26 protein-coding genes and 3 pseudogenes are annotated in these 25,539 nt (G+C 58.9%); 17 read left to right on the forward strand and 12 right to left on the reverse strand.

The window, feature by feature from the left end:
- Positions 1 to 465: prepilin-type N-terminal cleavage/methylation domain-containing protein (locus AC1RMD_RS06215; protein WP_492924708.1), on the reverse strand; the 465-nt coding region annotated here is incomplete at its 3' end.
- Between AC1RMD_RS06215 and AC1RMD_RS06220 the strand changes: the two genes are divergently transcribed.
- Genes AC1RMD_RS06220 through AC1RMD_RS06230 form a run of 3 tightly spaced genes read left to right on the forward strand, consistent with a single transcriptional unit; the run spans position 415 to position 2,313 of the window.
- Positions 415 to 1,662 carry a polymorphic toxin-type HINT domain-containing protein gene (locus tag AC1RMD_RS06220; RefSeq protein ID WP_492924710.1) on the forward strand — a complete coding sequence of 416 codons (1,248 nt, stop codon included), beginning with the start codon at positions 415 to 417 and terminating at the stop codon, positions 1,660 to 1,662. The genes AC1RMD_RS06215 and AC1RMD_RS06220 overlap by 51 nt on opposite strands.
- The gene (locus AC1RMD_RS06225) at positions 1,659 to 1,826 is read left to right on the forward strand and encodes a hypothetical protein (RefSeq protein WP_492924712.1); all 168 of its coding nucleotides are present in this window, start codon (positions 1,659 to 1,661) and stop codon (positions 1,824 to 1,826) included. The genes AC1RMD_RS06220 and AC1RMD_RS06225 overlap by 4 nt, the downstream gene beginning before the upstream one ends.
- 1 nt (position 1,827) lies before the next feature.
- Positions 1,828 to 2,313, forward strand: coding sequence for a hypothetical protein (locus AC1RMD_RS06230; RefSeq protein ID WP_492924714.1), 486 nt, complete (start codon positions 1,828 to 1,830; stop codon positions 2,311 to 2,313).
- 127 nt (positions 2,314 to 2,440) lie between these two features.
- On the opposite strand, the pseudogene AC1RMD_RS06235 reads toward AC1RMD_RS06230, so the two are convergent.
- Positions 2,441 to 2,941, reverse strand: a pseudogene (locus AC1RMD_RS06235) (transposase); the annotation flags it as partial.
- Positions 2,942 to 3,670: 729 nt separating this feature from the next.
- On the opposite strand from AC1RMD_RS06235, the gene AC1RMD_RS06240 reads away from it, so the two are divergent.
- The 8 genes and pseudogenes from AC1RMD_RS06240 (at position 3,671) to AC1RMD_RS06275 (ending at position 11,232) form a co-directional block, all read left to right on the forward strand.
- On the forward strand, positions 3,671 to 5,437 hold the full coding sequence (locus AC1RMD_RS06240; RefSeq protein WP_492925648.1) for an RHS repeat domain-containing protein: 1,767 nt from the start codon (positions 3,671 to 3,673) through the stop codon (positions 5,435 to 5,437).
- Between the two features lie 61 nt (positions 5,438 to 5,498).
- Positions 5,499 to 6,014, forward strand: a complete 516-nt coding sequence (locus AC1RMD_RS06245; protein ID WP_492924716.1) for a hypothetical protein — start codon at positions 5,499 to 5,501, stop codon at positions 6,012 to 6,014.
- Between the two features lie 589 nt (positions 6,015 to 6,603).
- Positions 6,604 to 6,975 (forward strand): hypothetical protein, encoded by a 372-nt coding sequence (locus tag AC1RMD_RS06250; RefSeq protein WP_492924718.1) that lies wholly within the window; start codon positions 6,604 to 6,606, stop codon positions 6,973 to 6,975.
- A gap of 179 nt (positions 6,976 to 7,154) precedes the next feature.
- A complete protein-coding gene (locus AC1RMD_RS06255; protein WP_492924720.1) occupies positions 7,155 to 7,559 on the forward strand; it encodes a hypothetical protein in 405 nt (134 codons plus the stop codon).
- Between the two features lie 2 nt (positions 7,560 to 7,561).
- Positions 7,562 to 8,050 carry an Imm42 family immunity protein gene (locus AC1RMD_RS06260; protein ID WP_492924722.1) on the forward strand — a complete coding sequence of 163 codons (489 nt, stop codon included), beginning with the start codon at positions 7,562 to 7,564 and terminating at the stop codon, positions 8,048 to 8,050.
- Between the two features lie 626 nt (positions 8,051 to 8,676).
- Positions 8,677 to 9,291, forward strand: a complete 615-nt coding sequence (locus AC1RMD_RS06265) for a DUF416 family protein (protein ID WP_492924724.1) — start codon at positions 8,677 to 8,679, stop codon at positions 9,289 to 9,291.
- Between the two features lie 894 nt (positions 9,292 to 10,185).
- Positions 10,186 to 10,428: pseudogene (locus AC1RMD_RS06270) on the forward strand (transposase domain-containing protein); the annotation flags it as partial.
- Positions 10,429 to 10,608: 180 nt separating this feature from the next.
- Positions 10,609 to 11,232: a GyrI-like domain-containing protein gene (locus AC1RMD_RS06275; RefSeq protein ID WP_492924726.1), complete on the forward strand. Its 624-nt coding sequence runs from the start codon at positions 10,609 to 10,611 to the stop codon at positions 11,230 to 11,232.
- A gap of 7 nt (positions 11,233 to 11,239) precedes the next feature.
- Here AC1RMD_RS06275 and AC1RMD_RS06280 read toward each other — a convergent pair.
- The 6 genes and pseudogenes from AC1RMD_RS06280 to AC1RMD_RS06305 form a co-directional block, all read right to left on the reverse strand.
- Positions 11,240 to 11,395 (reverse strand): annotated as a pseudogene (locus AC1RMD_RS06280) (thioredoxin domain-containing protein); the annotation flags it as partial.
- Between the two features lie 25 nt (positions 11,396 to 11,420).
- Positions 11,421 to 12,476, reverse strand: a complete 1,056-nt coding sequence (locus AC1RMD_RS06285; RefSeq protein WP_492924728.1) for a GGDEF domain-containing protein — start codon at positions 12,474 to 12,476, stop codon at positions 11,421 to 11,423.
- Between the two features lie 93 nt (positions 12,477 to 12,569).
- Complete coding sequence (locus AC1RMD_RS06290; protein WP_492924730.1) at positions 12,570 to 13,388, reverse strand: beta/gamma crystallin-related protein; 819 nt, start codon at positions 13,386 to 13,388, stop codon at positions 12,570 to 12,572.
- Positions 13,389 to 13,480: 92 nt separating this feature from the next.
- Entirely contained in the window at positions 13,481 to 13,891 is a 411-nt protein-coding gene (locus tag AC1RMD_RS06295) for a type 2 periplasmic-binding domain-containing protein (RefSeq protein WP_492924732.1), read from the reverse strand.
- Positions 13,892 to 13,905: 14 nt separating this feature from the next.
- Positions 13,906 to 15,060 carry a hypothetical protein gene (locus AC1RMD_RS06300; RefSeq protein ID WP_492924734.1) on the reverse strand — a complete coding sequence of 385 codons (1,155 nt, stop codon included), beginning with the start codon at positions 15,058 to 15,060 and terminating at the stop codon, positions 13,906 to 13,908.
- A 122-nt stretch (positions 15,061 to 15,182) separates the two neighbouring features.
- Positions 15,183 to 15,641: an Lrp/AsnC family transcriptional regulator gene (locus AC1RMD_RS06305; RefSeq protein WP_116989168.1), complete on the reverse strand. Its 459-nt coding sequence runs from the start codon at positions 15,639 to 15,641 to the stop codon at positions 15,183 to 15,185.
- A 126-nt stretch (positions 15,642 to 15,767) separates the two neighbouring features.
- Between AC1RMD_RS06305 and AC1RMD_RS06310 the strand changes: the two genes are divergently transcribed.
- Positions 15,768 to 16,052 (forward strand): hypothetical protein, encoded by a 285-nt coding sequence (locus AC1RMD_RS06310; RefSeq protein ID WP_492924736.1) that lies wholly within the window; start codon positions 15,768 to 15,770, stop codon positions 16,050 to 16,052.
- Here the strand turns inward: AC1RMD_RS06310 and AC1RMD_RS06315 are convergent.
- A complete protein-coding gene (locus AC1RMD_RS06315; protein ID WP_492924738.1) occupies positions 16,049 to 17,347 on the reverse strand; it encodes an NCS2 family permease in 1,299 nt (432 codons plus the stop codon). The genes AC1RMD_RS06310 and AC1RMD_RS06315 overlap by 4 nt on opposite strands.
- A gap of 136 nt (positions 17,348 to 17,483) precedes the next feature.
- On the opposite strand from AC1RMD_RS06315, the gene AC1RMD_RS06320 reads away from it, so the two are divergent.
- The 3 genes from AC1RMD_RS06320 to AC1RMD_RS06330 are packed head-to-tail and all read left to right on the forward strand — an operon-like array spanning position 17,484 to position 20,922.
- Entirely contained in the window at positions 17,484 to 17,837 is a 354-nt protein-coding gene (locus AC1RMD_RS06320; protein ID WP_492924740.1) for an STAS domain-containing protein, read from the forward strand.
- Positions 17,834 to 18,802: an MBL fold metallo-hydrolase gene (locus AC1RMD_RS06325; RefSeq protein ID WP_492924742.1), complete on the forward strand. Its 969-nt coding sequence runs from the start codon at positions 17,834 to 17,836 to the stop codon at positions 18,800 to 18,802. Before AC1RMD_RS06320 ends, AC1RMD_RS06325 begins: the two co-directional genes overlap by 4 nt.
- An 8-nt stretch (positions 18,803 to 18,810) precedes the next feature.
- Positions 18,811 to 20,922 (forward strand): CHASE2 domain-containing protein, encoded by a 2,112-nt coding sequence (locus AC1RMD_RS06330; RefSeq protein ID WP_492924744.1) that lies wholly within the window; start codon positions 18,811 to 18,813, stop codon positions 20,920 to 20,922.
- Positions 20,923 to 20,926: 4 nt separating this feature from the next.
- Here AC1RMD_RS06330 and AC1RMD_RS06335 read toward each other — a convergent pair whose 3' ends face one another.
- A complete protein-coding gene (locus AC1RMD_RS06335) occupies positions 20,927 to 21,517 on the reverse strand; it encodes an OmpA family protein (protein ID WP_492924746.1) in 591 nt (196 codons plus the stop codon).
- A 3-nt stretch (positions 21,518 to 21,520) separates the two neighbouring features.
- The gene (locus AC1RMD_RS06340; RefSeq protein WP_492924748.1) at positions 21,521 to 21,973 is read right to left on the reverse strand and encodes a FecR family protein; all 453 of its coding nucleotides are present in this window, start codon (positions 21,971 to 21,973) and stop codon (positions 21,521 to 21,523) included.
- A gap of 40 nt (positions 21,974 to 22,013) precedes the next feature.
- Here AC1RMD_RS06340 and AC1RMD_RS06345 point away from each other — a divergent pair, with 40 nt between their 5' ends.
- Entirely contained in the window at positions 22,014 to 22,433 is a 420-nt protein-coding gene (locus tag AC1RMD_RS06345) for an ATP-binding protein (RefSeq protein WP_492924750.1), read from the forward strand.
- A gap of 29 nt (positions 22,434 to 22,462) precedes the next feature.
- Positions 22,463 to 23,104, forward strand: a complete 642-nt coding sequence (locus AC1RMD_RS06350; RefSeq protein ID WP_492924752.1) for an FABP family protein — start codon at positions 22,463 to 22,465, stop codon at positions 23,102 to 23,104.
- Positions 23,105 to 23,110: 6 nt separating this feature from the next.
- Here the strand turns inward: AC1RMD_RS06350 and AC1RMD_RS06355 are convergent, their stop codons facing one another.
- Positions 23,111 to 25,477 carry a diguanylate cyclase domain-containing protein gene (locus AC1RMD_RS06355; RefSeq protein ID WP_492924754.1) on the reverse strand — a complete coding sequence of 789 codons (2,367 nt, stop codon included), beginning with the start codon at positions 25,475 to 25,477 and terminating at the stop codon, positions 23,111 to 23,113.
- Between the last annotated feature and the right edge of the window lie 62 nt (positions 25,478 to 25,539).

A 25,539-nucleotide genomic window follows, 5' to 3' on the forward strand; every position in this document is an offset into this window, starting at 1 on the left:
CCGGAAGAGGCTGAAGCATGAACGGGGTGGGGAATTTTCGATTCCCACAACTGGGGAAAATTGGGTTCCCCTTGACAACAACGCGATTAGGACATTTGACCTCGATGCAAATCGATGACGCAACAAGGCAGGCAACTGCGCCCGATATGGAGGAAGACGACCGGATGTCGTCGCGGGCCATACTGGGTGCCGAGGTAGGCACGGCGGCGAATGGGCAAACGAAAGCGGAAGCATCGCGGCAGATGGAGGCCGTGGTGGAACGTAGCAAGCAGTGCTGCCACGCGTGATCTGGACCTGCGATCGTCCAATCTGGGAAAAATAGCGCGGCGCCACGAAAGCGGCAAGCAAGCCGATGATGACGATCACCACCAGCAATTCAAGCAAGGTAAGCGCCGCCTGCCGGATGGCAGCGCGGTGCCGGACAACCTGGATGGAGTTGTCGACAACAAGGGCTACACCGGCCATGAGATGCTTGATCCGCTGGATCTGGTGCACATGAACGGGCGTGTGTATGACCCCCTGATTGCTAAGTTTTTGTCGGCTGATCCATTGGTACAGGATTCGCAAAATGGGCAAAATTATAACCGATACAGCTATGTTCTCAATAATCCGACGAATTTGACTGACCCTACCGGTTTCGAACCAGTCCAGAGTATCTACGTTTCGGGTAATAGAGTAGAAATAGCAATGGCGCAGTGGGATTTTAAAAACCTACTTGAGAGAACTCGAGATGCCCTTAAAGAAGGAACAAAGCCAACATTAAACTTAATTGGAAAATGGGTAAAAACTGGATCTAATATCGCCATTCGTGTGAAGGCTACCGCAACTTTTGGAACGGGTATCCCGGAGGGAGTTGCCTCCGAAAATGACGAGCACGGAGAGTTTGTTGGCTATTGGATTGACTTATGGGAACTACAGAAGGCTGCCACAGCAAATCTCTCGGTAAGCGATGCTGCAATGCAAATATTAGAGGGAGTGCCAAACGAAGGGATCTTAGTTAGTGGTTTTTCGTCATTAACCAGAGCTACTACTACTGTGCAGAAGACGGCGGAAGCGTGCGGATGCTGTTTCCGTGCCGGGACGCCAATACAGACGGAAGAAGGTTCAACGCCTATAGAAACGATAAAGGTAGGCCAACTCGTTCTTTCGCGTAGTGTTCAAACGGGTGAAACTACTTTGAAGCCGGTAACTGCGCTAATCGTTACCAATGGGAAAGCACTATTTGAACTTACTAGCCGGTCGGATAGTGGTGAAGAAGCACGCATAGAAGTGACAGATAATCATCCGTTTTGGGTCGATGAAAAAGGTTGGGTGGAAACTACTAACCTGGTTGCTGGAATGCATCTCATAGATGCCGCCAAAAATCGCCTAACGGTTGTCTCTTTGAAGGCCTTGAATAATGTTGAAACTACGTATAACTTTACAGTAGCGGATTTCCACACGTATTTTGCCGGAGTACAAAGAGCTTTTGTTCATAACGCGTGTCCCTGCGCACTAGCGGCGGAAAAAATAGTGCTTGCACTGGCAAAAGGGACTGATGATGCTGTAAAGTTTCATCACCCATACCCTATGTATCTGGGGGGGGGCAATTTCAGCAACTGCTGGAGCCGTTGCCCAAAACTATTCATGACGCTTTTCATAGCGGTTTGGATAAGATTTTGAAACGGCAAATTAAAGGTGGTGCTACTGCTTACTACGAATCTCTTTCTGAATTTGAAAAGGCCGCAAATATGGTAAAGTTTGAAAAATATACAAAAGCATTTGATGCCAGATTTGGGACTCATCTATGGGATGCCGCAGTTAGAGAAGGGGCGAAGGTGAAGTGATATGAAAAAACTAAGTGAATTGTCAATTGACGATATTGAAAGATGTGCTATTTGGGAACTAAGCAATTCTGAACGGAATGGTGACGTAATGGTCAACCCCGTGGCGGATTTGCCAGTGGATTCTATGTTGAATAGAATTGCTGGCTTGCAAGTTACACTTGCTGATGGCACAAAGAAATGGGCATTGCTAGGAAATATATCTCTAAATAGTCCGATTTCAACAAGGCATTTTCTTACCGCTTCAATATTTCACGACGGAGAGTGGTTTGATCTGGCGCGGTATCATGATGTTGATTATCCTCGACGTGGCTGTGAAGCGTTGTCATTGTTTTTGGGCAAGCCTATAGCTTCAATCTTTCCTATTGAGTTTACTATTCCGGCTGTTATTGCTGGAAATAAAGAATTCTTATCAGGTAAGATTCTTGCGGAGCCAACCGACAAACTCACCATTGATGAGCTTATAGACCTATCGATCGATTCGGAATGATTTGTTCCGTTGCCCGATCCGCTTGTCCGCTATAAATTGGCGTTATTGATTGAGATGCTAATTTAAAAAAAGTGGCAGCGATTTGTCTATTTTTTTGGCTCTATGCCGTTTCCAGTGGAATTTGACTTCAGGCGAAATGCCGGGTAACGCCCAATCCGCGTGGCGCGGCGGCGCATAACGGATTGACCGGCAAGTGTTTGAGTTTGGCCATGCGCAAATATGCGATGGCGATGAAATTGGTCACTGTGCGGAAGCCGCGGGCGGCGCGTTTGGTTTGCTGGAGCATCCCATTCATGGCCTCGACATAGGCGTTGCTGCGGCCGTCGAGCATGCCGCGCACCACACCGGGCAGGCGCTCCTTGAGGGGGACTGCCAGGCGTTTGAACGGTTCAAGCCTGCAACGGCTGGCCCAGGATATCCAGTCCATCAAGTCCTGCTTGGCCTTGTTGGCGCAGTTGGCGGCCACGGCGCTCCGATAGAGCTCGCGCAGTGCCTGCTTCAAGCGCCAAGCGAGCGCGCTTTTTGGGTTGGAGCGCTGCCGCCAGTGCATGGAATTGGTCTGACGGTAAGTCCAGCTCACGGGATTTTTACGCTGGGTCAGTTTTCGGTCGGCGCCAACACCACGCTGACCAATGCGAAGTCGCAGGTGCGGGTCGAATTCAAGAACGTGCTGGGCCAGACAACGTCCGTGGAAAACCGGCTGACGACGCCCACCAAGAAGACCGTGACCACCAGCTTCGGCTACGACGCATGGGGCGGCCTGGTGAAGACGATCGACCCGAACGGCAACGTCATCACCGTGCAGTACGACTCGCTGGGCCGCAAGATCCAGTTGAACGATCCCGACCTGGGCCGGATCGACTATTCCGTCAATCCGCTGGGCCTGACGTGGAAGCAGGTCAACCCGATCCAGCGCGTTAAGGCAGCCTTGCCGACGCCGCCGGCCAATCCGTACACCAAGATGAAGTACGACGCATTGAACCGCATGGTGGATCGTCTCGAGGACAACCTGGAGAGCCACTGGATCTACGACACGGCGGCGGTGGGCGTAGGCCAGCTGGCGGAAGCGTACACGGGCAAGCCGGACAACAAGGATTACCGCCGCGTACATACCTACGACGCATTGGGCCGGCCGGCCGCGACGACGCAGCAGCTGTACGACGGCAGCTATGTGAGCACGCCGAAATACGATACCTGGGGCCGGGTGATCAACCTGACCTACAACCACGGCAACGATCAGGCCCGGGAGTTCGCGCAGCGCTACAACCAGTTCGGCTATCTGGCGCGAGTCGAACGCAAGGGTCTGGTTCTGTGGGAGGCGACCAAGCAGGATGCGCTGCATCGCCCGACCGCCGCCATGCTGGGTAATGGGTTGGTGCAGACCGACACCTACGATGAACAGAGCGGCCGCCTGAAGGGCAGCCTGACCAAGGTCGGTACGGCCGAGCTGTTAACGGAAGGCTACGAGTACGACAAGCTGGGCAACGTCACGCTGCGTACGCAGTATTGGGCCGGTGCTGGCTTCAGCGAACTATTCGATTACGACGACCTGAACCGGTTGAAACTGAGCCAGATCGGCGCGGCGCCGAAGGTGTTCACCTACGACGACGCGGGCAACCTACTGTCGAAGACTGGCGTAGGCAATGGCAACTATGCCTACCCGACGCAGGGCGCGACGGCGGTGAGGCCGCACGCGGTGTCGAGCATCGCTGGCGTGCCGGGCAGTTTCAGCTACGACGACAACGGCAATCTGCTGAGCGATCCATGGCACACGGCGACGTGGAACAACTTCGACATGCCGATCAGGATCACCAAGGGCGGCAAATCGAGCACCTTCGTCTACGGAACCGAACACCAGCGCACCCGCCAGACGCGCGACGACGGCACGATGACAGTGTATGGCGGCGCCCAGGAGGTCGAACTGGATAGCCAGAGCCGGATGGTGTCGGTGAAGACCTACTGGCCGATGAGGCTGGGCGTGGAGATCGACAAGGCCAACGCGACGGCGACCGAACTGCACTGGTTGCACCGCGACCGCCTGGGCAGTCCCGTGGCGATCAGCGGCGAGACCGGTGTGGTGCAGGAGCAGCTGGCCTACGACGCATGGGGCAAGCGCCGCCTACCCGATGGCAGCGCGGTGCCGGACAACCTGGACGGTGTGGTCGACAACAAGGGCTACACCGGCCACGAGATGCTCGATCCGCTGGATCTGGTGCACATGAATGGGCGCGTGTATGATCCGTTGGTGGCGAAGTTCTTGTCGGGTGATCCGTTCGTAGAGGATCCACTAAACGGGCAGAGCTATAACCGCTATAGCTACGTTCTGAATAACCCAACGAACCTGACCGATCCGACCGGGTTCTGTTCAGATGGTAGCGAGAAGACTATTTGCAAAGGGATGACGAATAGTGCATCCGAATTTGGTGACAAGACGACCATCGCTAGCCAAAAATGGGCGGCAGAGGACAAGGCGGCAAGCTCAGCTTCTGCAGCTGGCAGCAAGTCATTAGGCCCTAGCGGTACGGTTCAAAATGATCCAAAGAAAAAGGACGCGAGTTCGGCAATCAGTGGTTACGTAGGAGCGAAGGCCACGCAGGCTACCGGTCAGATTAATGGTTGCGACGCAGGTATGCAGTGCGTTGTAATACCAGGGCAAAAACTTGAGGTCACAAAAGATCAACGTGCGTATCTTGATAAAGGTGATTTCATTTCTTTCTGGCAGTCACGAAACCTGGTTAGTCACGATCCGGTTGCAAAGACCGCGTTGTCGGGGTGGGCACCTCAACTTCTTAATAAGCCAACTGCGTGGCAAAAAACCTCTTCGAAATTTACTTGGACGGTTTTGCGATTGAACCTTAGCGGTACTGGCGCCGAGAAGGACGCTACCATGCAAAAGATTGGATTGGACCTTGCGCGCGCTCATGCTGATGCGGTCGGGATCGATATGCGAGACCAAGTCGGTGTGCCTGGTCTTCTATCTCCGAATCAGGTGGCAGGTTATCACTGGGATGTTTTCTCTAAGTATGAAGTCTCACCCGGTGCCTTTGGTGGCACGTTGGGTGGGTTGCCGGCGAGTTCTTATCCGGTTACATGGTGTGAGGGATGCGATGGTAATAAAAAATAAATTTCTAATCGGCATAGCAATTCTTTTGGTCGTAGTATTTTATGCGTGGAGCAAAAGAACTATGGATGTCGAGATAGCAGACGTAAGCTTTAGATTTCCTGCTCAGGCGGTAATTAGCTCAACTGGAACAGAAGCGACGGATGGTCTGGATCGTAATCCGGGCGCATTTGTCGCTCTGCCGAATGGGCCATATCACGGCAAGTGGGGGCTGCTGCTTCAATCGAGTAAAGATCGACATGGTGACGGCATGCCCTCTGGCTTCAAAGAGATGCTGAGTAAGGGGGATCTTCATTTTTCCAAAACGCCCTTCGGATGGTTGAATTGCGATGCCAACTGTGGACGGGATACGTGGTTTTTTCATCGATTGCCAAATAAGGCTGACTCAACATATTCCGTTGGCACTGTCATATGCTTTGACACAGATATTTGTAAACTTTTTCTTTCTTACCGCGATGTAGATGTGCAAGTCTCCTTGGAGCGACAGCGGGTAAACGAAGCGTCTATGATAATGAATCAAGTTGTCGGACTGCTCGGCAAGTATGATCTAACGAGCGAGCACGCCCGAAAGCGAAATTGATTCGGCAAACACACCAGATCATTCTAGGCAGAGCCCTGGCGATCCTTTAAAAGGATGGGTACAAGAAGGCCGTGATTATGGGCGGAATGAAAGAGGTGAGCAGGTCTGGGGGACCAACGCTAGGCGTGTCGAAATGCGCGATCACGCGTCAGGTGAAGTTGGGACGATGTTCGGAATCGCAGCAAGCGGAATTCCATTTGAACGTCCTTTCGTTTGGGGGTACCGTGCTTTCCAGTCCTCTAGGGCTGAACGCGCCGCCAATGCACTTTCCCGATTTAGCGGCAAGACTAAGCCGTGGACCAGCGGTGCGACACCGAATTCCGCCTATACGCACATTGACCCCAAGACGGGAAAGGCGGTTCAAAACGCTATTTATGACGCGGAGGGAAATGTAGTTGGACACGTCGACTTCAAGAACCACGGCCCCGGCGCACCATCGGGTCACGGCCATACGTTCCCTGAGCCTGGAAATCCGGCGTCTGGTCATGGAGCTGGAAAACCGCATATTCCGAACAGTGAGCTTCCTCGTGGATGGGATGCTATTCCCTCTGGCGTGGTTCCGCATACCCCAATAGGTCTTTAAATGCAAATGAAAAACGAAGAAATATTTAAGAATTTTTATGACTTCACTGACGCGTTGCTTCAGTCCATTAAGATTAGCTACGGACTGCGTGGCACGAAAGATTTGGAAGTCGACGTGCTTGCACGTGACTGGGGGCAGCAAGGTGATAAATGGCGGCTGGTTACATTTCTGCTCACCGACGTCACCGCCTATCGCTTTGAAGAGGAACCCCGTACGACGGCGCAAGTGCTTAGCAATGGGATCCATTTATTGGAGACTGATGGGCAGGTCGGCTTCGATCTAGGAGGACTGATCGATGCCCCAGCTGATTTGGCGGAGCTTTTAACTTCAGCTATGAGTGCGACCGGGAAAACACTTCAAATTGACGTGAAAGATTAGATTCGGCAAACAATGCTGGGATAAATAATCCTGGTCGACCAGAGAGTAGCGAGAACTACAGCCCCCCAGGCCAAAGCTTCTTTACTCCTCATTATGACCCTGATGACTATCCTGGGAAGAATCTGGTTCAAGTTGTCGTAACAGCGAAAAAACTGGTTTCCGATACATGGGACTTGGCTGTGGGCGACCGTATTGCGGCCAAAGAAAGTTTCAAAGAGAACTGGTTTGCTTATCTTGGGCTGGCCATGCAGTTACGCGGCATGAAAGCTAATCCCACAAGTAAGCTTCCGCGTTACGAAGGCCCCAAGCCATCTTATCATGTCAATCCGGCCCACGTTCCCGGTCAGAGAGGATTCAATCCAGCAAAGACTCCACTTCCAGCCGATGCGGAGAATGTATTTTCAAAGGCCGTACCGAACGATCCGGCCAATCCAACCGCTTGGTTCGGCAAGAATTCTGATGGACAAATTTATCGATATTCGCCGAGCAATGATGGAACCGCACACTTCAGCGGGATCGAGAGAGTTGGGGATGGGGTGCGGAACTTAACTCCGTATGCAGTAGATCGATTAAATGGACACTAATCATGCTAATTGGAATAAAAGAGCGTTTTGCTGTCGAGTGGGAGATTTGCGACGTTGTGGATAATTGGACTTTTGGTTATTTCTATTTTTGGATAAATGGGATGGTCGTCGGCAATAAGAACGACCGATCTGTAGATTTGAAAGGATGTCTCAACTGGATTCGCGATTTCATATCAATACCCAGAGATAGATTTGAGTCCGGTCTGTTTGATTTGCCACGGGATCTCGTGTTTCAGCGTTTGGCTTGTTCTGTGCTCGTAAATGTGGGACCTGACATGGATAAGACTGAGGTTTACCGCGATACTTTTTCTAGATTTCATATTTCGCATTTGGGCATGTCCTCCTTTGACGCTGTGACCATATTGCTAATGAAAGACGAAATTGGGCAAGAACGTTGTGTTTGGAATGCAGAAGACAATAATGTTATGGATGCATATTTTGATCCCAACGAAATTGAGTCTGTGCTAGAAGGATTTAATCTAAATTCTTAAACGTTGTCGGCAAACAGCGGATTCCAGGACCATTCGCGTAGATCGCCAGGTGATCCGTTGCAGGGCATCGTGCAGGAGTTCCATGATTACGGAACGAATGGAAACGGCGAGCAGATCCTAGGGACTAGTGCTAGGCGTGTCGATATAACCGATCATGCATCTGGTATGGTTGGTACGATGGCCATTATCTCCGGGAGTCTTGTTCCGTTTGAGCGTTTTGGAGTGTAGGCTTGGGATGGGTATAAGTTGTTGCGTGGTGCTCAGGCTGCAAGAGCGGGCCAAGAGCTATCTGCTGCTGAGCGTGCAAAACAATTACATTCTCTCCTTGATCCAAGAGCGCAGCGTGCCAGGACAACAGCCGTCACTGAGACGGAAGAGGGGATTCGCGTTATAAGTTCTAGTGAGCGCCGCCTCTCACCAGCTCAACGAAATGCCTTATCGAAAAATGAGGTTGAAGGTGTTGGGGTTGGACATGCCGAAGTTACTGGCGTGAATTCGGCTAAAGAAATGGGGCTGACACCTACAGGGACTTCTGCAAGTCGACCCATTTGCTCGGGGTGTGCCGGCCGTCTCGAAGGTGAAGGGATAGAACCTTTGAGCCCATTGAAATGAATTGTGAGGTTTAAATGGCATTGCCAGCATTTAATGAGAAAGCGGTGCTTCAAGCATTGAGCGATATAAGTGTTAAGGGACAGCGAGCATTTGGCGTGCTTTGCTGCGAACGGTTATTTCCGAATTACGTGGCATTCCAACAAGAGGCTCAGTGGGGACGGCCGGAAACCTTACGGCAGGCGCTCGATCTGGTATGGCTGGATTTGAGTGGCCAGGCAATATCGCTTGATGAGGTTAGGAGGCTTGTTGAAGAATGCGAATTTGTTGCTCCCCACTCTGACGACTTTGATTTTCTGCGTGTAACTTCGGCACAAGATGCTTGCTTCGCAATTTGCAGTTTGCTCGACCATGTCCTGAACCCTCAACCAGAGATGATCGCTAAGATTGCTACGTATGCGACAGATTCGGTTGACCTTTTTGTTCAGGAGATAGAGAACATGAGGCCGAATGCTCCTAACCTTGAGGAGATGATCTTGACTCATCCTCTAATGCAGCAAGAATTGGTTCGGCAAGCGGGTGACATGGAGGCGGTAAAGAAAGCCTTAACGATTGGGGAGAGTTCGTTACCTGACCTGGTTGCGCTTCGCCGAAATGATGAAATAGGAAACCTGAATTTGCCTAGTGTCTGATCTGGAATTAAACGTAACGGGCTTAACGTGACGGGATCTGTTCCCGCGTGACAGGGGCCGTGTGACGGGTGCTGTGCCGACACTCAAACACGGACTCGGCCGTAGTTGATTGGAACGACCCAATCAGTCGCTGTGCGATCCCGCCAGCCGCACGCGGATAGCAAGGGCCACGTTTGGTTCGTTCGCGGGTTACGGGGCGCGCGGTGCGACGCACCGCTTGCCGCCGCGCTGCGCCGGCAGTCAGGTCAACTGCAGCAAAGACACAGCCTCTCCGGGGGAAATCGGCGCTGCGCGCCGATGTTCACATAACGCGTCATTCCGCGAAGTCGCCCCAGTCGTTGCGCTGCGCTCCACTTGGTGGGGCGACTTCGCGGAACGAGGCGTTATGTCTTGCGCCCCTGCGCGTCTGCCAGGCCATTCAGTGCGCCTTGTGGGCGCATCAAGCATTCAGCGCTACGGCGTGCGCGCCTTTGGCGCTTACGGCCGCGCGCTGCCGTCAGTCAGGGGGAAAGCGCAAGCCAGTCAGGTGCACAGGGCGCGCTCCTGCGTCGCTTGCCGCCGTAGAGCCATACGCTGTCGCGCATGTCGTTCCGCAGGCGCATTGCTGCGCAACGCGAAACCCCTGCTACACCTTCGCCGTTAGCCAGGTCAAAAACCACACAACCCCAACCCCGCGTCTACAAGCGGTGCAAGCGTGTTTTTTTTGTGGCCGTCAAGGCCAAGCCCCTGCGGGGCGCTGCGCGGCCTTGACCGAGCCGGCGCCACGGGCGGCGCGGCGCTGTGTGGTTATTGTTTATATCGTTTATATTATTAATAAAAAAAAGCCGCCCCCAACCCGCTGCCGATGGCGCTGACAACTCCGTTCCAGCTGTCATGGATGCGGCATAATCCGGCATTCGGCATAATCCGGCCGAGAACACCATCCGTCCTATTGCCATCGGCAAGAAGAACTGGCTATTCACCGGTTCGGAGCGGGCCGGCCGCCGCGCCGCCGCTATTCAAAGCCTGTTCGCCACCGCCAAGCTGAACGGGCTCGATCCGCTGCGCTGGCTGTCCAGCGTACTGGAACGTCTCCCGACGTGCCCCAACAGTCAACTCGATACGCTGCTGCCATTTCCAAACTCTATCCCGCGCTGAACAGGCTGTACAGGTGGGCGCGCTGGATGCTTATCTTCTAAGTACTTGCGCTTGAGTTACCGAGAGGCAGCCGTCGGGCGGCCTTTTTTTATCTGCTGAAGTAGGAGAAAATGGTACGAGGGCGACGTCGTGCAAGGTGGGCACGATTGCCTACATGCAAACTAGACCCTGGAGGCCTGAATGACCATCGATCTCACACAAGACCGTGCATTGCTGAAACAGCTGTACATGCCTGGAACAGCTGATTTTGAAGCAGCCACCGTGCCAGAATTAATCTATGCAGCAATTGATGGCGTTGGCGGCGCCAACCGTGCTGCCATTGGAGCAGCTATTCAGATCCTCCTCCAGGCCATCCAGCCCATTCGCCGCGAGGCACGTAAAAGGATGGGAAAGAACTTCATCGACGCGCCGGTAGAACTGCTCTACTGGGCTAACGATCCGGCCCAACTTGCCGATGGCGTGCGCGCCAACTGGAACTGGCGGGCGATGATTGTTTTGCCGGCATGGACGACCCAAGAATTGTTTGATCAAGCGGTTCAGGAAGTAAGCTCGCAGCTGGGTCCGCTTCCTGATTCCCTGCGAATAGTTTCATTTGAGGAAGGTCCATGTGTGCAGTTGAGGCATGTAGGCGCTCCCGATCGGATAGGTCCACTGCTAGATCAACTGTATCGAACAGTCCTGCCGGATCGTGGGTTGGAGCCTAATGGACCGTATCACGAGATCTACCTCGATGACTGGCAACGAACTGCTCCAGAGGAACGGACGCTGATCCTGCGCCAGCCAGTTCGCCCAATGACGCACTAGCAAACTGGTCGTCTTGCTCGTCAGTTGGAATCTGTCCAAACGGATGAATAGCCAGATGCGTCGGCTCCTTCATCGCGGCGAACGAAACAGGGCGCTCCAGGTAGGGTTGGTCTACTTCCTCAAGCGCCCAGCGTACGCGCGTGTCGCGCGCAAGTCCCGGGCCGCACCCTCAAATCGACAATCCCGGATCAAGCAGCGGCCTTGATATCGGCCGCCAGCACATAGCGGTTCTTGCCTTGCCGTTTGGCGCGATACAGCGCCTCGTCGGCACGCTTGTAGCTGACCGCCAGGTCGCTGTCCCGGTCGAATTCGGCGATGCCGATGCTGACCGTGCGCGGTGGATGCGTCGCCGCGCGCACGCCGTCCAGCAACGCGGCGGCAAAGTCCAGTGCGTCCGCGGCCTCGCCATGGAACAAGACGCCGAATTCCTCGCCTCCCAGGCGTCCGCACAGATGGCCGGCACCCAGCTTGCCGATCACCTGTGCTGTGTGGATCAGCACTTCGTCACCGGCGTCGTGGCCCAGCGTGTCGTTGATCTTCTTGAAGTCGTCGATGTCTATCATCAGGAAAAACAACGGCGTCTGCGAGGGCAGCGACTGCACGCGGCGCACTTCCAGTGTGAATTTGCGGCGATTGTTCAAGCCGGTGACCAGGTCCTTGAAGGCCATTTCCGCCAGCTCCCGCCGCGCGCGGTGGCTGCGTACCCGCAGGTTCAGGAAATAGGCATGCAAATAGATCGCCATCGCGAAGCTGCTGCCCATGACCAGCAGCGCGAGATTGAACGTGAGCTGTCCCGGCTGCGCAGGGAAATTGCCGACCGTGAGTATCAGCCACACCGCGACGGCGGCGCCGATGTAATTGATCATCCCGCCGAAGATGGGCGCGGCCGACAAGGTCAGCACGGTGCCGACCGGCAGCACCCAGAAGGTCGGGTCGGGGCAGTAGGCCATCAGCAGGCGAAAGGCAAACGCGGTGGCGGTGGTGCCGATGATGCCCGAGATGACCAGCGCTCTGACGGAAGCGGCACGCAGCGAGATGGCAAGGCTGAGCAGCATGCCCGGCACGCCGAACAGCAGGCTGGCGTGCAGCGACTGTCCGCTGGAGACCAGCAGGACGGCGGCCGTGAGCCAGCTCACCATTCCGACGCTTTGCGAAATAATGGCTACCGGCCGTAGTTCAGAGTAGAACTGCTGCTGCTCGTCGGTGTCGCCACCGTAGTAGGAATAGGGGAGTAGTTTACGCATGCAGTCTCAAGGCCGGCCCAATTGGGGGATTGAGTATACTTGCTGGTTTGCCCACATCCCAGTTAATTTGGGAAATGTGGGCAAATTCCAGCATTACATGCGTGGTTCGCCGGTCTTGGCGTTGACGGCGATGGTCTGGCCTGGGGCGGTGCTCATCTGCACGCGGTGTTGCTGGCCGCGATAGTTATACGTCACGTCCCAGTATTCCGGCGTCGGGTTGCTGACGTTTTCGCAGCGGCGCACGTCGCGGGCATAGCTCTGCGAGTTGCTGTTGTTGGCCATATTGTTGCCGATGGCCGCACCGGCGACTGCGCCGCCGGCCGTGGCGACGTCGCGGCCCGTACCGCCACCCACCTGGTGACCCAGGATGCCGCCGATCAGCGCGCCGGCAATGACGCCGCCGACGTTGGTGCCGCCGCGGGCCGGTTCGGTCACTTGCTGGCGTTCGACCCAGCAGCGCTGTTCCGGCGTGCCGACCACGGCGCGCGCCGAGGTGATCGGCACTTCGATGACCCGCTCGCTCGGACGGCGGCGGTATTCATATGTTGGCTGCGGCAGCGGCGCCGGTGCTTCATTTTCATAGCGGGCGCGACGGCCTACCGAGCGCACCGACGAAATACGGTCGTTCATGCCCATGCCGGCCAGCGACTCGTAGCTGCCGCGGCGCAGGACCATGCAGTTGCCGCGGAAGTTGGCGTCGTCGCAGACTTCCCACTGGCCGCGTTCGACCACCACCGACGAGGCGCGGTCATTGAAACCGGTGCGCGAGAAGTCGTGGACTGGACGGTTGCCGTTGGCGGTGAAGGTGCGACCGCGCCAGCCGTCATGTTCGTAAAACGTAATCTGCGCCATGGCTTGCGACGCCAGCGTCATTGCAGCGACTGCGATGGCGAGTTTGAGGGGCTGGTTCATGTTCATCCTTTTATAGTTGTTTGAGCACCTGCACAATGCGCCGCTTCCGGCGCTCCATCTGTGCGGTCGACAACATAAGCGGATGGCGGGCCTCAGGGCAGGGTCAGGATGACTTTGACGCTGTCGTCCACGGCGGACTTTTCGATGTAGCCGATGGCGTTGATGTCTGCCACGATGGCCTTCTTGACCTCGGCCGTCGAATGCAGCTCGGCCGGCATCACGCCCTTGCCGGTGAAAACGATCTTGGCCCACGCCGCCTTGACCTGGGACACATCCTTGCCGGACAGTTTTTGGTAAAACTCGGCGCGTATCTGGGATTTCTCGCCTTGGTCCAGGGGCACGAACATATTGGATTTGCCCAGGAAGAACTGAGACGCCTGATCCGAGAACATGCGGCTGGCGGGATTCTTGGGATTGACCACCACCACGATCTCCATCGCGGCCACTGTATTGCACAGGAACGCGGCGCAGATCAGCGCCGCCGGCTTGATAATTTTCCGCATAAAACCCCTCCGTATTAAAAGACGATTTGCCAGGAAGCCGACAGCAGGTTGGCGTCGCCGGTGAACTGGAATTTTGATTTATCGTTGATCTTGTCGAATTGCACCTTCAGCGCCTGCGAGGTGGTGTAATCCCAGCGATAACTCAGAGAGGTGGTATCGTGTTTCTCGGTGCCGGTTGGCCAATACTCGGCTCTTTCTTGGAATTGCGACCAGGAAATCATGAATGTGTGTTTATCCATCTTATATCCGCCCGAGTACGACTGGGCGGTATAGGTGTTTTTAACCGACGGTCGGTTAATATAATTAATCTCGCTGCGCAGCAGCCAGTTCTTATAATCCATATTCAAGGACACGCCATAAAACGCCTGGCCGACGTCATTGACGAAAGCGCCATTCGGGCCGGTCATGACCAGCGTACGCACGCCGTTGATGACGGAGTAGCGCTCGACCACGGTATGCATATAGACCCCGCGTACGCTGAAGATGTCGTTGCTGGCGTCGATATAGCCGCCGATCATCTTCTTCCAGCTCTCATCGATCTGGGTCGAATAGTAGAGATTACCGAGCAGCTCGTTGTCGGTGCTCTTGCGGCGGCCGATCCAGACATTGCCGGTGTAGGTCCAGTCGCCGACGTTGTTGGTGTAGAGCAGATTGGCGCCGTCGTAGGAGTAGATCTGCCACGCGTACAGGTCCTGCGACGGCCGCAGCCACGGGTAGGCGTAGCCGACGTACATATAATCCGAGTAGTAGTACAGCGGCAAGCGCTTGCGGCCCACTTGCAGGGTCAGGTTATCCGAGATCCTGTAGCTGCCATAGGCCCAGTCGGCATTGACGGAACTGTCGGCGCCGCGCGCAACCACCTGCACCGTGGCTGACAATTCGGGCGTGAACTTGAAATTGCCCTGCACCCCGGCCAGCGACTCCGGACGCAGATCGGTTTTATGGTATTCATAGACGCCGGCATATTCATAATTGCCGGTAAAGCAGGGACATTGGTAGCTGTATCCCGGCTTGGCATTGAGTTGATAGGGAGTGGGGCCGGCGGAACTTCCGCTTAAAACCCGTCCGGCGGTAAATTGCGCAAATCCGCTGAAACTGCTGTCCACCGCATAGGCGGAGGATGAAAGGATGGTCAATGTTGCTAATGCGGAAATTTTAGCAAGTTGCATCGTGCTTCCCCTTTTATTAGATATTCTATTTTTAATTTACTATCGAAAAAATAAAAGGGCAAGGCTATTGGCTAAAGTGTCTTATTTGGGTATTGAGTATTTATTAATGTTAATAAACCACTTCAGGGCTCGACCGAATGCGCGCGTTTCAGGCAGCGCAGCACGAAGGTGGAGCGGCTGTGGCGCAGGCCGGGCAGTTTGTACAGCTTGCGGCGCAGGAATTCCTCGTAGCCGGCCGTGCCGGCCACCGCCACTTTGATCAGGTAGTCGTATTCGCCGGTCAGCAGGTAGGCTTCCATCACTTCCGGCAGGTCGGCCAGCGCCTGGCCGAACTTTTCGAAGATATCGTCGTCGTGGCGGTCCAGCGTGACTTCGATGATGACGGTGTCCGGGTAGCCCAGCGCCTGCTGGCTGAGCAGCGCCGTGTAGCCTTCGATCAGCCCGCCTTCCTCCAGCGCCCGCACGCGGTTCCAGCACGGCGTGGTGGACAGGCCGACCTTTTCCGCCAGCTTGGTGTTGCTCAGGCGGCCGTCACGGCGCAGTTCGCGCAAAATGCGGCGGTCCAGTTCGTCGATTTCCATGTTGCAGAGTCCTGAAAGATGATTATTCCTGTGATTTTACATCGGGCGGGATGATCTTCTTCATTTGGCTGAATATCGAGCAAAACAAGGAAGCCTATTTTGCCGGCTCCCGGATATTCTGGTTGCATGAATACCACACAAAAAAGCTACCGATTTTGTATCGAGCCGGACGATCCCATCGCCACGCTGGAGGCGGTGCTGGCGATCGTGCGCCGGCTGGGACTGGAGCTGCGCAGCCTGCGCACGACCACGCATCCGCAAGGGGTGGACGTGCAGATACGGCTGGCGGCCGAGGACGAGGACCCGCTCACGCTGTGCCGCATGCGGCTCAACAACGTGGTCGGCATCCTGGCGGTGCGGGAGATGCCGACGCTGGTGGCGGCGCCTGAACGGCTGGCGGCCGGCGGCTAGCCGGCGATATAGGTGTACTTGAACAGGAACAGCGCGGCGATCAGCCACACCACCGGCTTGACCTGGCGCGCCTGTCCGGTCAGCAGTTTCAGTCCGGCGTAGGTGATGAAGCCGAAGGCGATGCCGTGGGCGATGGAGTAGGTGAACGGAATCACCAGCGCGGTGATGGCGGCCGGTACGCTCTCGGTGGTGTCGCTCCAGTCGACCTCGACCAGGTCGCGCAGCATCAGGCAGGCGACGAACAGCAGCGCCGGCGCGGTGGCGTAGGCCGGCACCACGCCGGCGATCGGTGCGAAGAACAGCGCCGCCAGGAACAACAATGCCACCACCAGCGCCGTCAGGCCGGTGCGGCCGCCTGCCTGCACGCCGGCCGCGCTCTCCAGGTAGGCCGTGGTGCTGGAGGTGCCGAGCATGGAGCCGGCCACGATCGCGCAGCTGTCGGCCAGCAGCGCCTTGTTCAGGCGCTTCATCTTGCCGTCGACCAGCAAGCCGCCGCGGCTGGCCACGCCCATCAGCGTGCCGGTGGCGTCGAATAGTTCAACCAGGAAGAACACCAGCACCACGTTGAACAAGCCCAGCGAGGCGGCGCCTTTCAGGTCGAACTGGAACAGCGTCGGCGCCAGCGACGGCGGCAGCGACATGAAGCCGTGGAAGGTGTTGCCGCCGAAGAAGAAGCTCATGATGGTCACCACCACGATGCCGATCAACAGCGCACCCGGCACCCGCAGGCGGTCCAGGGTGACGATCAGCAGGAAGCCGAACACGGCCATGATGGTCTGCGGCTTGTGCATGTCGCCCACGCGCACCAGCGTTTCGGGGCTGGCGACCACCAGGCCGGCGCTCTTCATCGCGATCAGCGCCAGGAACAAGCCCAGGCCCACCGTGATGGCCACCCGCAGCGAGTGTGGTATGCCGTTGACGATCAATTCGCGCACCTTGAACACGCTCACCAGGATGAACAGGCAGCCCGAGATGAACACCGCGCCCAGCGCCGATTGCCAAGGCACGCCCATGCCCAGCACCACGGCGTAGGCGAAGTAGGCGTTCAGGCCCATGCCCGGCGCCATGCCGATCGGATAGTTGGCGTACAGGCCCATGATGACGGTGCCCAGCGCCGCCGCCAGACAGGTGGCGACGAACACGGCGTCTTTCGGCACGCCGGCATCGCCGAGAATGGCCGGGTTGACGAAGATGATGTAAGCCATCGTCAGGAAGGTGGTGATGCCCGCAACCACCTCGGTCCGAACGTTGCTGCCATGCTCAGTGAGCTTGAAAAATTTGTCGAGCGGCGACATGTGCGTTCTCCCTGGTTGCGTCGAGGCCGAAGAATATCATGTACAGGCGATTCTCCTCGGAATTGCTTCTTGCACAAAAAGATGTAAAAATGGAAAAAATCGCCATTCCCACCCGCACAGCGCACAGGGCACCATTATGGAACTTCAGCCACAGCAAGCCGGCAGCACCGTGGTGCTCAGCCCCGCCGGTCGTATCGATCATACCCATGCCGACGCCTTCAAGCTAGCACTCGACCCGCACCTGCGCGACTGCGGCAAGGATGGCGCTGCGCTGGTGCTCGATTTCAGCGGCGTCAATTACATCAGCAGCATAGGCTTGCGCGCGTTGATGTTGGCGATCAAGCAGGTCAAGGCGCAGGGCGGGCGCATGGTGCTGGCGGCTTTGCAGCCGCTGGTGCTGGAAGTGTTCACCATCAGCCGCTTCGACATGCTGTTCGAGATCTTCCCGGACCGCGCCGGCGCGCTGGCGGCCGTCGGCGGCGCGTCATGAAAGCCCGTATCTGGGGCGCGCGCGGCTCGCTGCCGGTGGCGCTGAACCACAAGCAGATCCGCTCCAAGCTGGTGACGGCGCTCGAAGGCGCGATCGGCCGCAACCTCGATACGCCGGAGAAGGTGGCGTCGTATATCGACAACGACCTGGGCTTCGACGTGCGCGGCACCTACGGCGGCAACTCCAGCTGCGTGGAAGTCGAGGTGTGGAACCCCGACACCACGCACGAACACATCATCCTCGACCTGGGCTCCGGCGTGCGCGCGCTGGCCGGCGCCAAGCTGGCGCGCTACGGCCCGGCCAAGCCGCAGACCTACCATGTGTTCATGTCCCATCTCCATTGGGATCACATCATGGGCTTCCCGTTCTTCACGCCGGCCTACATACCGGGCAACCGCATCATCATCTACGGCTGCCACCAGGAGCTGGAGACCGCCTTCCGCCGCCAGCAGGAGCCGATCAGCTTCCCGGTCGGCTTCCACCAGCTGAGCGCGGCCATCGAGTTCGTGCAGATGGAACCCGGCGTTCCGCTGCATCTGCACGACCTGACCGTGACCGCCAAGCTGCAACTGCACGCGGGCGACTCCTACGGCTACCGTCTGGAGCAGGGCGGCAAGGTCATGATCTACAGCACCGACTCCGAGCACAAGCTGGATAACGCCGCCGAACGCCTGGCCTTCGTCGAATTCTTCCGCGATGCCGACCTGGTGATTTTCGACGCCATGTATTCGCTGGCCGATTCCATTTCGGTGAAGGCCGACTGGGGCCACTCCAGCAACGTGGTGGGCGTGGAACTGTGCCAGCTGGCCGGGGTCCACCAGCTTTGCCTGTTCCACCACGAACCCATCTACGACGACGCGCAGATCGCCCGCGTGCTGGCCGAGACGCGGCGCTACGCCGAGATCACCGGCGAAGCGCCGCTGGACATCGTCTCGGCCTACGACGGCATGGAAATCGACCTGTAAGCGCGGCCATGCTGCTCCGCTTGCAAACCCAGGCCCTTGGCGGCGTACGCGCAGGCCAGGGCAGGCCGCTGGCGCTGGTGCTGGCCGGCTTGCTGGCCATGGCCCTGGCCGTCGGCGGCGATGGTCTGCTGCCGCAGTTGCGGCTTGCCTTGTTCAATGCCTACCAGGTTCATTTTCCGCGCCAGCGGGCATCGGGGCCGGTCCAGATCATCGCCATCGACGAAGCCTCGCTGAAGGAGTTCGGCCAGTGGCCGTGGCCGCGCACCCGCTTGACCGAGCTGATAGAGCACATCAACGCCCAACAGCCGCTGGCCATCGGGCTCGATATCCTGATGCCGGAGCCGGACACCACCTCGCCGGAGGCGCTGGCGGCCCGGCTGCCGGCCGGTCCGCTGCGCGACAGCCTGGCGGCGCTGCCTGCGTATGACGACGTACTGGCGGCGGCCATGCGGCGTGCGCCGATTGTGCTTGGCGCGGCGGGTTTTGCGCATCCCGAGGCCGGTACCAGCGATGCGCTGCGCGTGTGGCCGGTGCATGTGAATTGGCCGGCGGCGTCGCTGCCGGTGATGCGCTTTCCGCAGGCTATGTCCAGTTTGCCCTTGCTGCAAGCGGCTTCCAAGGGACAGGGCCTGTTGTCGGTGAATCTCGAAAAAGGCATCGTGCGGCGCGCGCCACTGCTTGGCGCCATCGGCGAGACGCTGGCGCCGGCGCTGTCGATGGAATTGCTGCGCGTGGCCACCGGCAGTTCGGCGCTGGAGATCGAGGCCGACGCCGACGGCGTCCACAGCGTGTCGGTCGGCGACCTGCGCGTGCCGACCGCGCCGGATGGCACGGTGTGGGTCAACTTCTCGGCGCCGGCGATGGACCGCTACATCTCGGCGCTGGACGTGATGCGCGGCCGCCTGGCCGACGGCGCGCTGCAAAACAAGATCGTCATCGTCGCCATGACCGGCCTGGGACTGACCGACTACAAGACCAATGCGCGCGGAGACTTCATGCCCGGCGTGGATACGCATGCGCAGATGATAGAAAGCTTCTTCGATGGGACCTTCCTGCGGCGCCCAGGATGGATGCGCTGGGCCGAGGTGGCGACGTTTGGCGCCTGCAGCCTGTTGTTGGTATGGTTGCTTCCCAAGCTGCGCCTGTTGCTGGCCGTGCCGCTGGGCGGGGCGCTGGTACTGAGCGTGTACGGCGCTGGCATCTTGCTGTTTGCGCGGGCCGGTCTGCTGTTCGATGCGACCAGCGTGGTGTGCGCCGTGGTGCTGGTCGGACTAAGCCTGTTGACCAGCATGCTGGCGGCGGCGGTGCGCGACCGCAAGCACAGCGACCGCGCCTTGCAGGTGGCCCGCGTGTCCGCCGCCAAGACCGCCGGTGAGCTGGGCGCTGCGCGCCGCATCCAGATGGCGACGCTGCCGCAGGCCGCGCTATCCTTCCCGGGAGAGACGCGCTTCTCGCTGGAGGCCTTGCTGGAGCCTGCGCGCGAAGTGGGCGGCGACCTGTATGACTTCTTTATGCTGGACCGCGACCGGGTATTCTTCATGGTCGGCGACGTGTCGGGCAAGGGCTTGCCGGCCAGCCTGTTCATGGTGGTGGCGAAGGCGCTCTCCAAGAGCATCGCGTTGCGCGGCCCGTCCGAGATGGCCGCCATCATGAACGGCGCCAACCGCGAGCTGACCCGCGAGAATCCTGAGATGCTGTTCGTGACCAGCGTGGCGGGCATACTGGACGCATCGAACGGCCAGGTCTTCCTGTGCAACGCCGGCCATGACGCCCCGCGCCGCCTGACCGTGGACGGCCGCGTCGAGCACCTGCAATCGGCCGACGGCCCGCCGCTGTGCGTGTTGGACGATTTCGAATATCCGGTGCAGCACTACCAGCTGCAAGCCGGCGAGTGTCTGTGCCTGACCACCGACGGCATCAACGAGGCCATGAACGAAGCGGGAGACTTGTATGGCAACGAGCGGTTGGACCGCTTGCTGGCCGCGCTGCCCTCGACAGCTGCTGCCACGCCGGCTGCGGTGGTGCAGGCGGTGCGCGACGATGTGCGCCTGCACGTGGGCCAGGCCGAACCATCGGACGACCTGACTTTGCTGGTGCTGCGCTGGGATGGCGCGGTCTGATCGATCAGCGCACGCGGATTTCGACGCGCCGGTTGCGCGGCTCGTCGGCGCCGTCGGCGGTAGGCACCAGCAGCTCACGCTCGCCGCGTCCCTGCACGGCGATGCGGTCGGCGTCGATGCCCACTTCCACCAGTATGCGCTTGACGGTGGCCGCGCGCCGCAGCGACAGCTGGTCGTTGTAGTCCTGCTTGGCGACGGTGTCGGTATGGCCGATGACGATGATCTCGGGAGCGGGGCGCGACGCCAGCTGCGCCTTGATGTCGGCCAGCCGCGCCGCCGATTCCGGCACCAGCGTGTCGGTGTCGGTGATGAAGTATAGCGTGAACACCGCTGCCCGCTGCGGCATCGCGGTCAGCGTGGATGCATAGCGCTTGCCGATGTCGGCGCCGTTGCCGGCGCTGACTGTGGCGCCCTTGTTGTCGATCGCGGCGGTCTGGTAGGGGTGGTCGAGCACCGTATCGACGCCGGCGGTGGTGATGATCAGCGCGCTGGCCTTGCCGTCCTGGCTGGGGAGCAGGGTGATTTGCTCGGTCGGGGTACGTTGTTGCTGCGAGACTGCTGCCAGCAGGCAGACGATCCAGATCAGCATGGTCATGCTTCACTCCCCATCTTTGACGTCGATGACGAATTCGGTGCCGCGCACTCCCAGGATGGAGGTCGGGGTGCGGAACTGCACCGCGCCCGGCGATTGCTTGGACAGCTTGCCGGAGATGACGCCCAGGGTGCCGCGCTTGACGGTGGCATTCAGCACGCCTTCGTGCGAGGTCGGATCGAAAGCGTATTTTTCAAGCCACACATTGCTGTTCGGGCCCACCGCCAGCAGCGTCTCGTCGCGCAGCGTGATGCCGACGCTGCCATCGGCGCCGGTGACCACGCGGTCGCTGGCCATCAGCGCGGCGCCGGCCGTGGCCGGGGTCTGCTTGCCGGCGTGCTCTATGGAGGCCGCGCCCTTGGTGGTCTTGACCATGCCCGCCGGCTGTTCGACCGCCTCCGCGCCGCCCATCGCGAGGACGGCAGCAATGGCAGCGACGGCGGCTTTTAAGTTACGCATGATTCTTCTCCTGAGATGAGCATTCCGATAATATGCTCGAATGGACAGAAAAGAAACCGGTATTGCGCACCTGTTGCGGTTTCCGGCGCGGCTGGATGCGGTCGCCGGCGCGATGTCGTTTGCTGCGATGGCGCTGCAACAGGCTGGCCTTGGGCCGGGCGTGGTCGCGCGCGCCGAATTGATACTCGAGGAGCTGCTGCGCAACAGCATCCTGCATGGCCACGGCGGCGACAGCGCCCATTCGGTGTGGGTCGGCGTGGATGGCGCGCGCCTGGTGTACGAGGATGAGGCGCCGGCCTTCAATCCGCTCACGCAGGGACCGCCGGCCCCCGATCCGGCGCGGCCCATCGAGGAGCAGGGCGTAGGCGGGGTCGGACTGCTGTTGATACGCCAGTTGGGGAGCGCCGTGGCCTATCGCCACCATGAAGGACGCAACCGTATCGAGATCGCCTTACAATAGTGCCTATCACCAACCACCCAGGATTATGCATGAGCGAGTTTTCCAGCGATATCTACACCGAGCCTTCCACCATCGACGTCAACACCCTGAACAACCTCGGCCCGCTGGCGCCGATGGCGGGCATCTGGAAGGGCGAGCGTGGCCTCGATATCAAGCCGAAGGCGGATGGTCCGCGCAAGCAGGCCTATGTCGAGCGCATCGAGTTGCAGCCTATCGATCCGGTCACCAATGGTCCGCAGCTGTTCTACGGCTTGCGCTACCTGATCATCATCAACAAGCCTGGCCAGGCCAAGACTTATCACGAGCAGGTTGGCTACTGGCTGTGGGAGCCGGCCACCAGCACGGTGATCCAGACGCTGGCCATCCCGCGCGGCCAGATCGCCATGGCGTCGGCCGTGGTGGCGCCGGACGCGAAGGAGTTTGAACTGGTGGCGCGGCTGGAGTCCGATACCTACGGCATCCGTTCCAATCCCTTCCTGGAGTACGGCTTCAAGACCGTCGAGTATCGCATCAAGGTCACCATCAACGACGATGGCAGCTGGGGCTACGAAGAAGACACCGTGATGATGATACGCGGCCAGGAAGAACCGTTCCACCACGTCGATCGCAATCTGTTGTTCAAAGTGTCCGAGCCAGTCGCCAATCCGATGGCGAGCGGCGTCGCCGCTTAGTAACGTTCATTTGGAGAGCGCGTAGCCGTCGCGGCCATTGCGTTTGGCCGCGTACAGCGCGCTGTCGGCGCGGGCCACCAGTTCGGCCGGGGTTTCGGCGTCGCGCTGGTGCAGCGCGATGCCGATGCTGGTGGTGATCTGCATAGTCTTGCCGGCGACCTGGAACGGCCGCCGCACCGAGTCGATGATCTTGGCCGCCAGCCGCGCGCATTCGCCGGGACCGTCCACCTGTTCGAACACGATCACGAATTCATCCCCCGCCAAGCGCGCCACCGTATCCGAGGCGCGCACATTGCCCACCAGCCGCGAGGCGAACTCCTTCAACACCTCGTCGCCGGCGCCGTGGCCCAGCGTGTCATTGATGCCCTTGAAGTGGTCGATGTCCAGGTAGGCCAGCGCCAGCGGCCGGCGATTGCGCCTGGAGCGCACCACCGCCAGTTGCAGTATCTCTTCGAACATCAGGCGATTGGCGATACCGGTCAAGGAGTCGATGCGGGCCAGCTGCGTCAGGCGCTCTTCGATTTCCTTCATGCGCGTGGTGTCGTGCGTCAGCGAGTAGATGCCGACCACCGTGCCGTCGGCCGCCAGCTCCGGCACGAAGGTGGTTTCCAGCGTGTGCAGGCTGCCGTCGATCTGCGCCTTGAGTTCGTACGTGACGTTTTGGCCGCGATAGGCCTGCTCCAGATGCGCCTCCGCTTGCTCGTAGTGGTCGCGGCCGATGCCGTCGACCAGATGGCGGCCTATCAGCTTGCCCGGCTCCACGCCGAACCACTGGAAGAAGGTGGCGTTGACGAACTGGAAGCGGCGCTTGTGGTCCAGGTAAGAGATCAGCACCGGCAGGTTGTCGGTCAGCAGTTTCAGGCGCTTTTCGCTGGCGGCCTGGCGCAACTCGGCGCTCTTGCGCTCAGTGATGTCGACCGCCATCAGATAGACGCCGGCGACGCTGCCATCGGCGGCGATGTCCGGTATCAGGTCGCCCATCACCTGCTGCGGCAGGCCGTCCTTGCGGCCTTCGCGCTCGTAGTGCACGCGGTCGCCGCGCATCGCCGCCTCGTGATACGGCGCGATCGAGGCGACGAAATCCTTGCCCAGCACCTCGGACATGGTCCGGCCTATCATCGCCTGCGGATCGAGGCCCAGCATGGTGCGGAAGTATTCGTTGGTGAAGTGGTAGCGGTTGTCGCGGTCGATGTAGGCGATGATGGCGGGGATGCTGTCGGCGATCATGCGCAGGCGCTTTTCGCTGGCGGCGATCAGCGATTCGCGGTCGCGTATCGCTTCCTGCGCCAGTTCGCGCTCCGCCATCAGCTCGTGGAAGGCGCTGCTTAATTCACCGATCTCATCGCGGCGCCGCCGTTGCAGCACGCCGATGCTGACGTCACCGCTGCGGATGTCGCTGATGTTGCGGCGCAGCCGGCCCAGGGGCTTGAGCAGGGACTGGATCGCCAACCACGCCATCAGGCCGGCCAGCGCGGCAAAGGCGCCGGCCGCCAACATCGCGTGGCGGCGCATTTCGATCATCGGCGCAAACGCTTCGTCGACCGGGAAGCGGGCGCCGATGATCCAATTTGTCGTGGACAGGTGCTTGTACGAATAGATGCCGTCACTGCCGTCCTTGTTGGCGGCTTCGGTCCATCCCTCGAAGCCTTGCAGCGCCATTTCAGTGGCGCGGTTGTAGCCCGGCCGCGCATTGATGTGTTCCAGCAGTCGCTCGGGATGGGGGTGGTGCAGCAGGATGCCGCCCGTGGTCATGATGAACATGTAGCCGGTCTTGCCCGGTTTTTGCGCGGCGATCTGCGCCAGGAAGTCGGAGTTGCTCAAGTCGATGCTACCGCTCAGCAGCATCACCGCCTGGCCCTGGGCGTTCAGCACCGGCTGGATGATCATGATGGCGGGCCGTCCGGACAGGATGCTCTTGAATGGCGGCGACACCACCGCTCGGCCGGCGGCCAGCACCTTCTGCATATAGGCGCGCGGCCGTTCGTCCAGCGCCAGCACGGCGGCGCCATCGCCTTCGGTGTGTATCAGGACGCCGTTCCGGTTGAAGATATGCAGGTTGAGGAATTGCTTGCGCACGGCCGGGTGGCGGGCGACGAAGGCGCTCATGCGCCCGGGGTCTTGTCCGGCGTCGGGCGGCACGGCGTCGGCCAGGCTTGCCAGCAGGGCTTTTTTCGCGGTGATCTGGGCGTCCACCTGCGCGGCGGCGGAGGACAGCAGGGCGTATTGCTGGTTGCCGATGACGCTCTTCATATCGCGTTCGGCCAGCACCAGCGCTACCCAGGTGACGATGACTGTGGCAACCAGCACCAGCATGACGACCACCGCCGTCATGCGGAATTTGAGGCTGCGTGGCAGCAGTGCTAAAACGGCCATGTTGCTCTGTTCTTGGTATGTTGGACGGAGTATTGCATACCCGGCCGCGCAAGGCCAGCGGG

The organism is Duganella sp. GW822-FHT06D06, assembly GCF_058799615.1.

What these genes read in the sequence shown, in the direction of transcription:
- AC1RMD_RS06330 (WP_492924744.1), top strand. Translation starts at nt 18,811, where the DNA reads ATGCTGCTCCGCTTGCAAACCCAGGCCCTTGGCGGCGTACGCGCAGGC.
- AC1RMD_RS06275 (WP_492924726.1), top strand. Translation starts at nt 10,609, where the DNA reads ATGACCATCGATCTCACACAAGACCGTGCATTGCTGAAACAGCTGTAC.
- AC1RMD_RS06335 (WP_492924746.1), bottom strand. Translation starts at nt 21,517, where the DNA reads ATGACCATGCTGATCTGGATCGTCTGCCTGCTGGCAGCAGTCTCGCAG.
- AC1RMD_RS06340 (WP_492924748.1), bottom strand. Translation starts at nt 21,973, where the DNA reads ATGCGTAACTTAAAAGCCGCCGTCGCTGCCATTGCTGCCGTCCTCGCG.
- AC1RMD_RS06265 (WP_492924724.1), top strand. Translation starts at nt 8,677, where the DNA reads ATGGCATTGCCAGCATTTAATGAGAAAGCGGTGCTTCAAGCATTGAGC.
- AC1RMD_RS06355 (WP_492924754.1), bottom strand. Translation starts at nt 25,477, where the DNA reads ATGGCCGTTTTAGCACTGCTGCCACGCAGCCTCAAATTCCGCATGACG.
- AC1RMD_RS06245 (WP_492924716.1), top strand. Translation starts at nt 5,499, where the DNA reads ATGGATGTCGAGATAGCAGACGTAAGCTTTAGATTTCCTGCTCAGGCG.
- AC1RMD_RS06230 (WP_492924714.1), top strand. Translation starts at nt 1,828, where the DNA reads ATGAAAAAACTAAGTGAATTGTCAATTGACGATATTGAAAGATGTGCT.
- AC1RMD_RS06305 (WP_116989168.1), bottom strand. Translation starts at nt 15,641, where the DNA reads ATGGAAATCGACGAACTGGACCGCCGCATTTTGCGCGAACTGCGCCGT.
- AC1RMD_RS06320 (WP_492924740.1), top strand. Translation starts at nt 17,484, where the DNA reads ATGGAACTTCAGCCACAGCAAGCCGGCAGCACCGTGGTGCTCAGCCCC.
- AC1RMD_RS06345 (WP_492924750.1), top strand. Translation starts at nt 22,014, where the DNA reads ATGGACAGAAAAGAAACCGGTATTGCGCACCTGTTGCGGTTTCCGGCG.
- AC1RMD_RS06310 (WP_492924736.1), top strand. Translation starts at nt 15,768, where the DNA reads ATGAATACCACACAAAAAAGCTACCGATTTTGTATCGAGCCGGACGAT.
- AC1RMD_RS06295 (WP_492924732.1), bottom strand. Translation starts at nt 13,891, where the DNA reads ATGCGGAAAATTATCAAGCCGGCGGCGCTGATCTGCGCCGCGTTCCTG.
- AC1RMD_RS06290 (WP_492924730.1), bottom strand. Translation starts at nt 13,388, where the DNA reads ATGAACCAGCCCCTCAAACTCGCCATCGCAGTCGCTGCAATGACGCTG.
- AC1RMD_RS06300 (WP_492924734.1), bottom strand. Translation starts at nt 15,060, where the DNA reads ATGCAACTTGCTAAAATTTCCGCATTAGCAACATTGACCATCCTTTCA.
- AC1RMD_RS06325 (WP_492924742.1), top strand. Translation starts at nt 17,834, where the DNA reads ATGAAAGCCCGTATCTGGGGCGCGCGCGGCTCGCTGCCGGTGGCGCTG.
- AC1RMD_RS06285 (WP_492924728.1), bottom strand. Translation starts at nt 12,476, where the DNA reads ATGCGTAAACTACTCCCCTATTCCTACTACGGTGGCGACACCGACGAG.
- AC1RMD_RS06260 (WP_492924722.1), top strand. Translation starts at nt 7,562, where the DNA reads ATGCTAATTGGAATAAAAGAGCGTTTTGCTGTCGAGTGGGAGATTTGC.
- AC1RMD_RS06350 (WP_492924752.1), top strand. Translation starts at nt 22,463, where the DNA reads ATGAGCGAGTTTTCCAGCGATATCTACACCGAGCCTTCCACCATCGAC.
- AC1RMD_RS06240 (WP_492925648.1), top strand. Translation starts at nt 3,671, where the DNA reads ATGCTGGGTAATGGGTTGGTGCAGACCGACACCTACGATGAACAGAGC.
- AC1RMD_RS06315 (WP_492924738.1), bottom strand. Translation starts at nt 17,347, where the DNA reads ATGTCGCCGCTCGACAAATTTTTCAAGCTCACTGAGCATGGCAGCAAC.
- AC1RMD_RS06250 (WP_492924718.1), top strand. Translation starts at nt 6,604, where the DNA reads ATGAAAAACGAAGAAATATTTAAGAATTTTTATGACTTCACTGACGCG.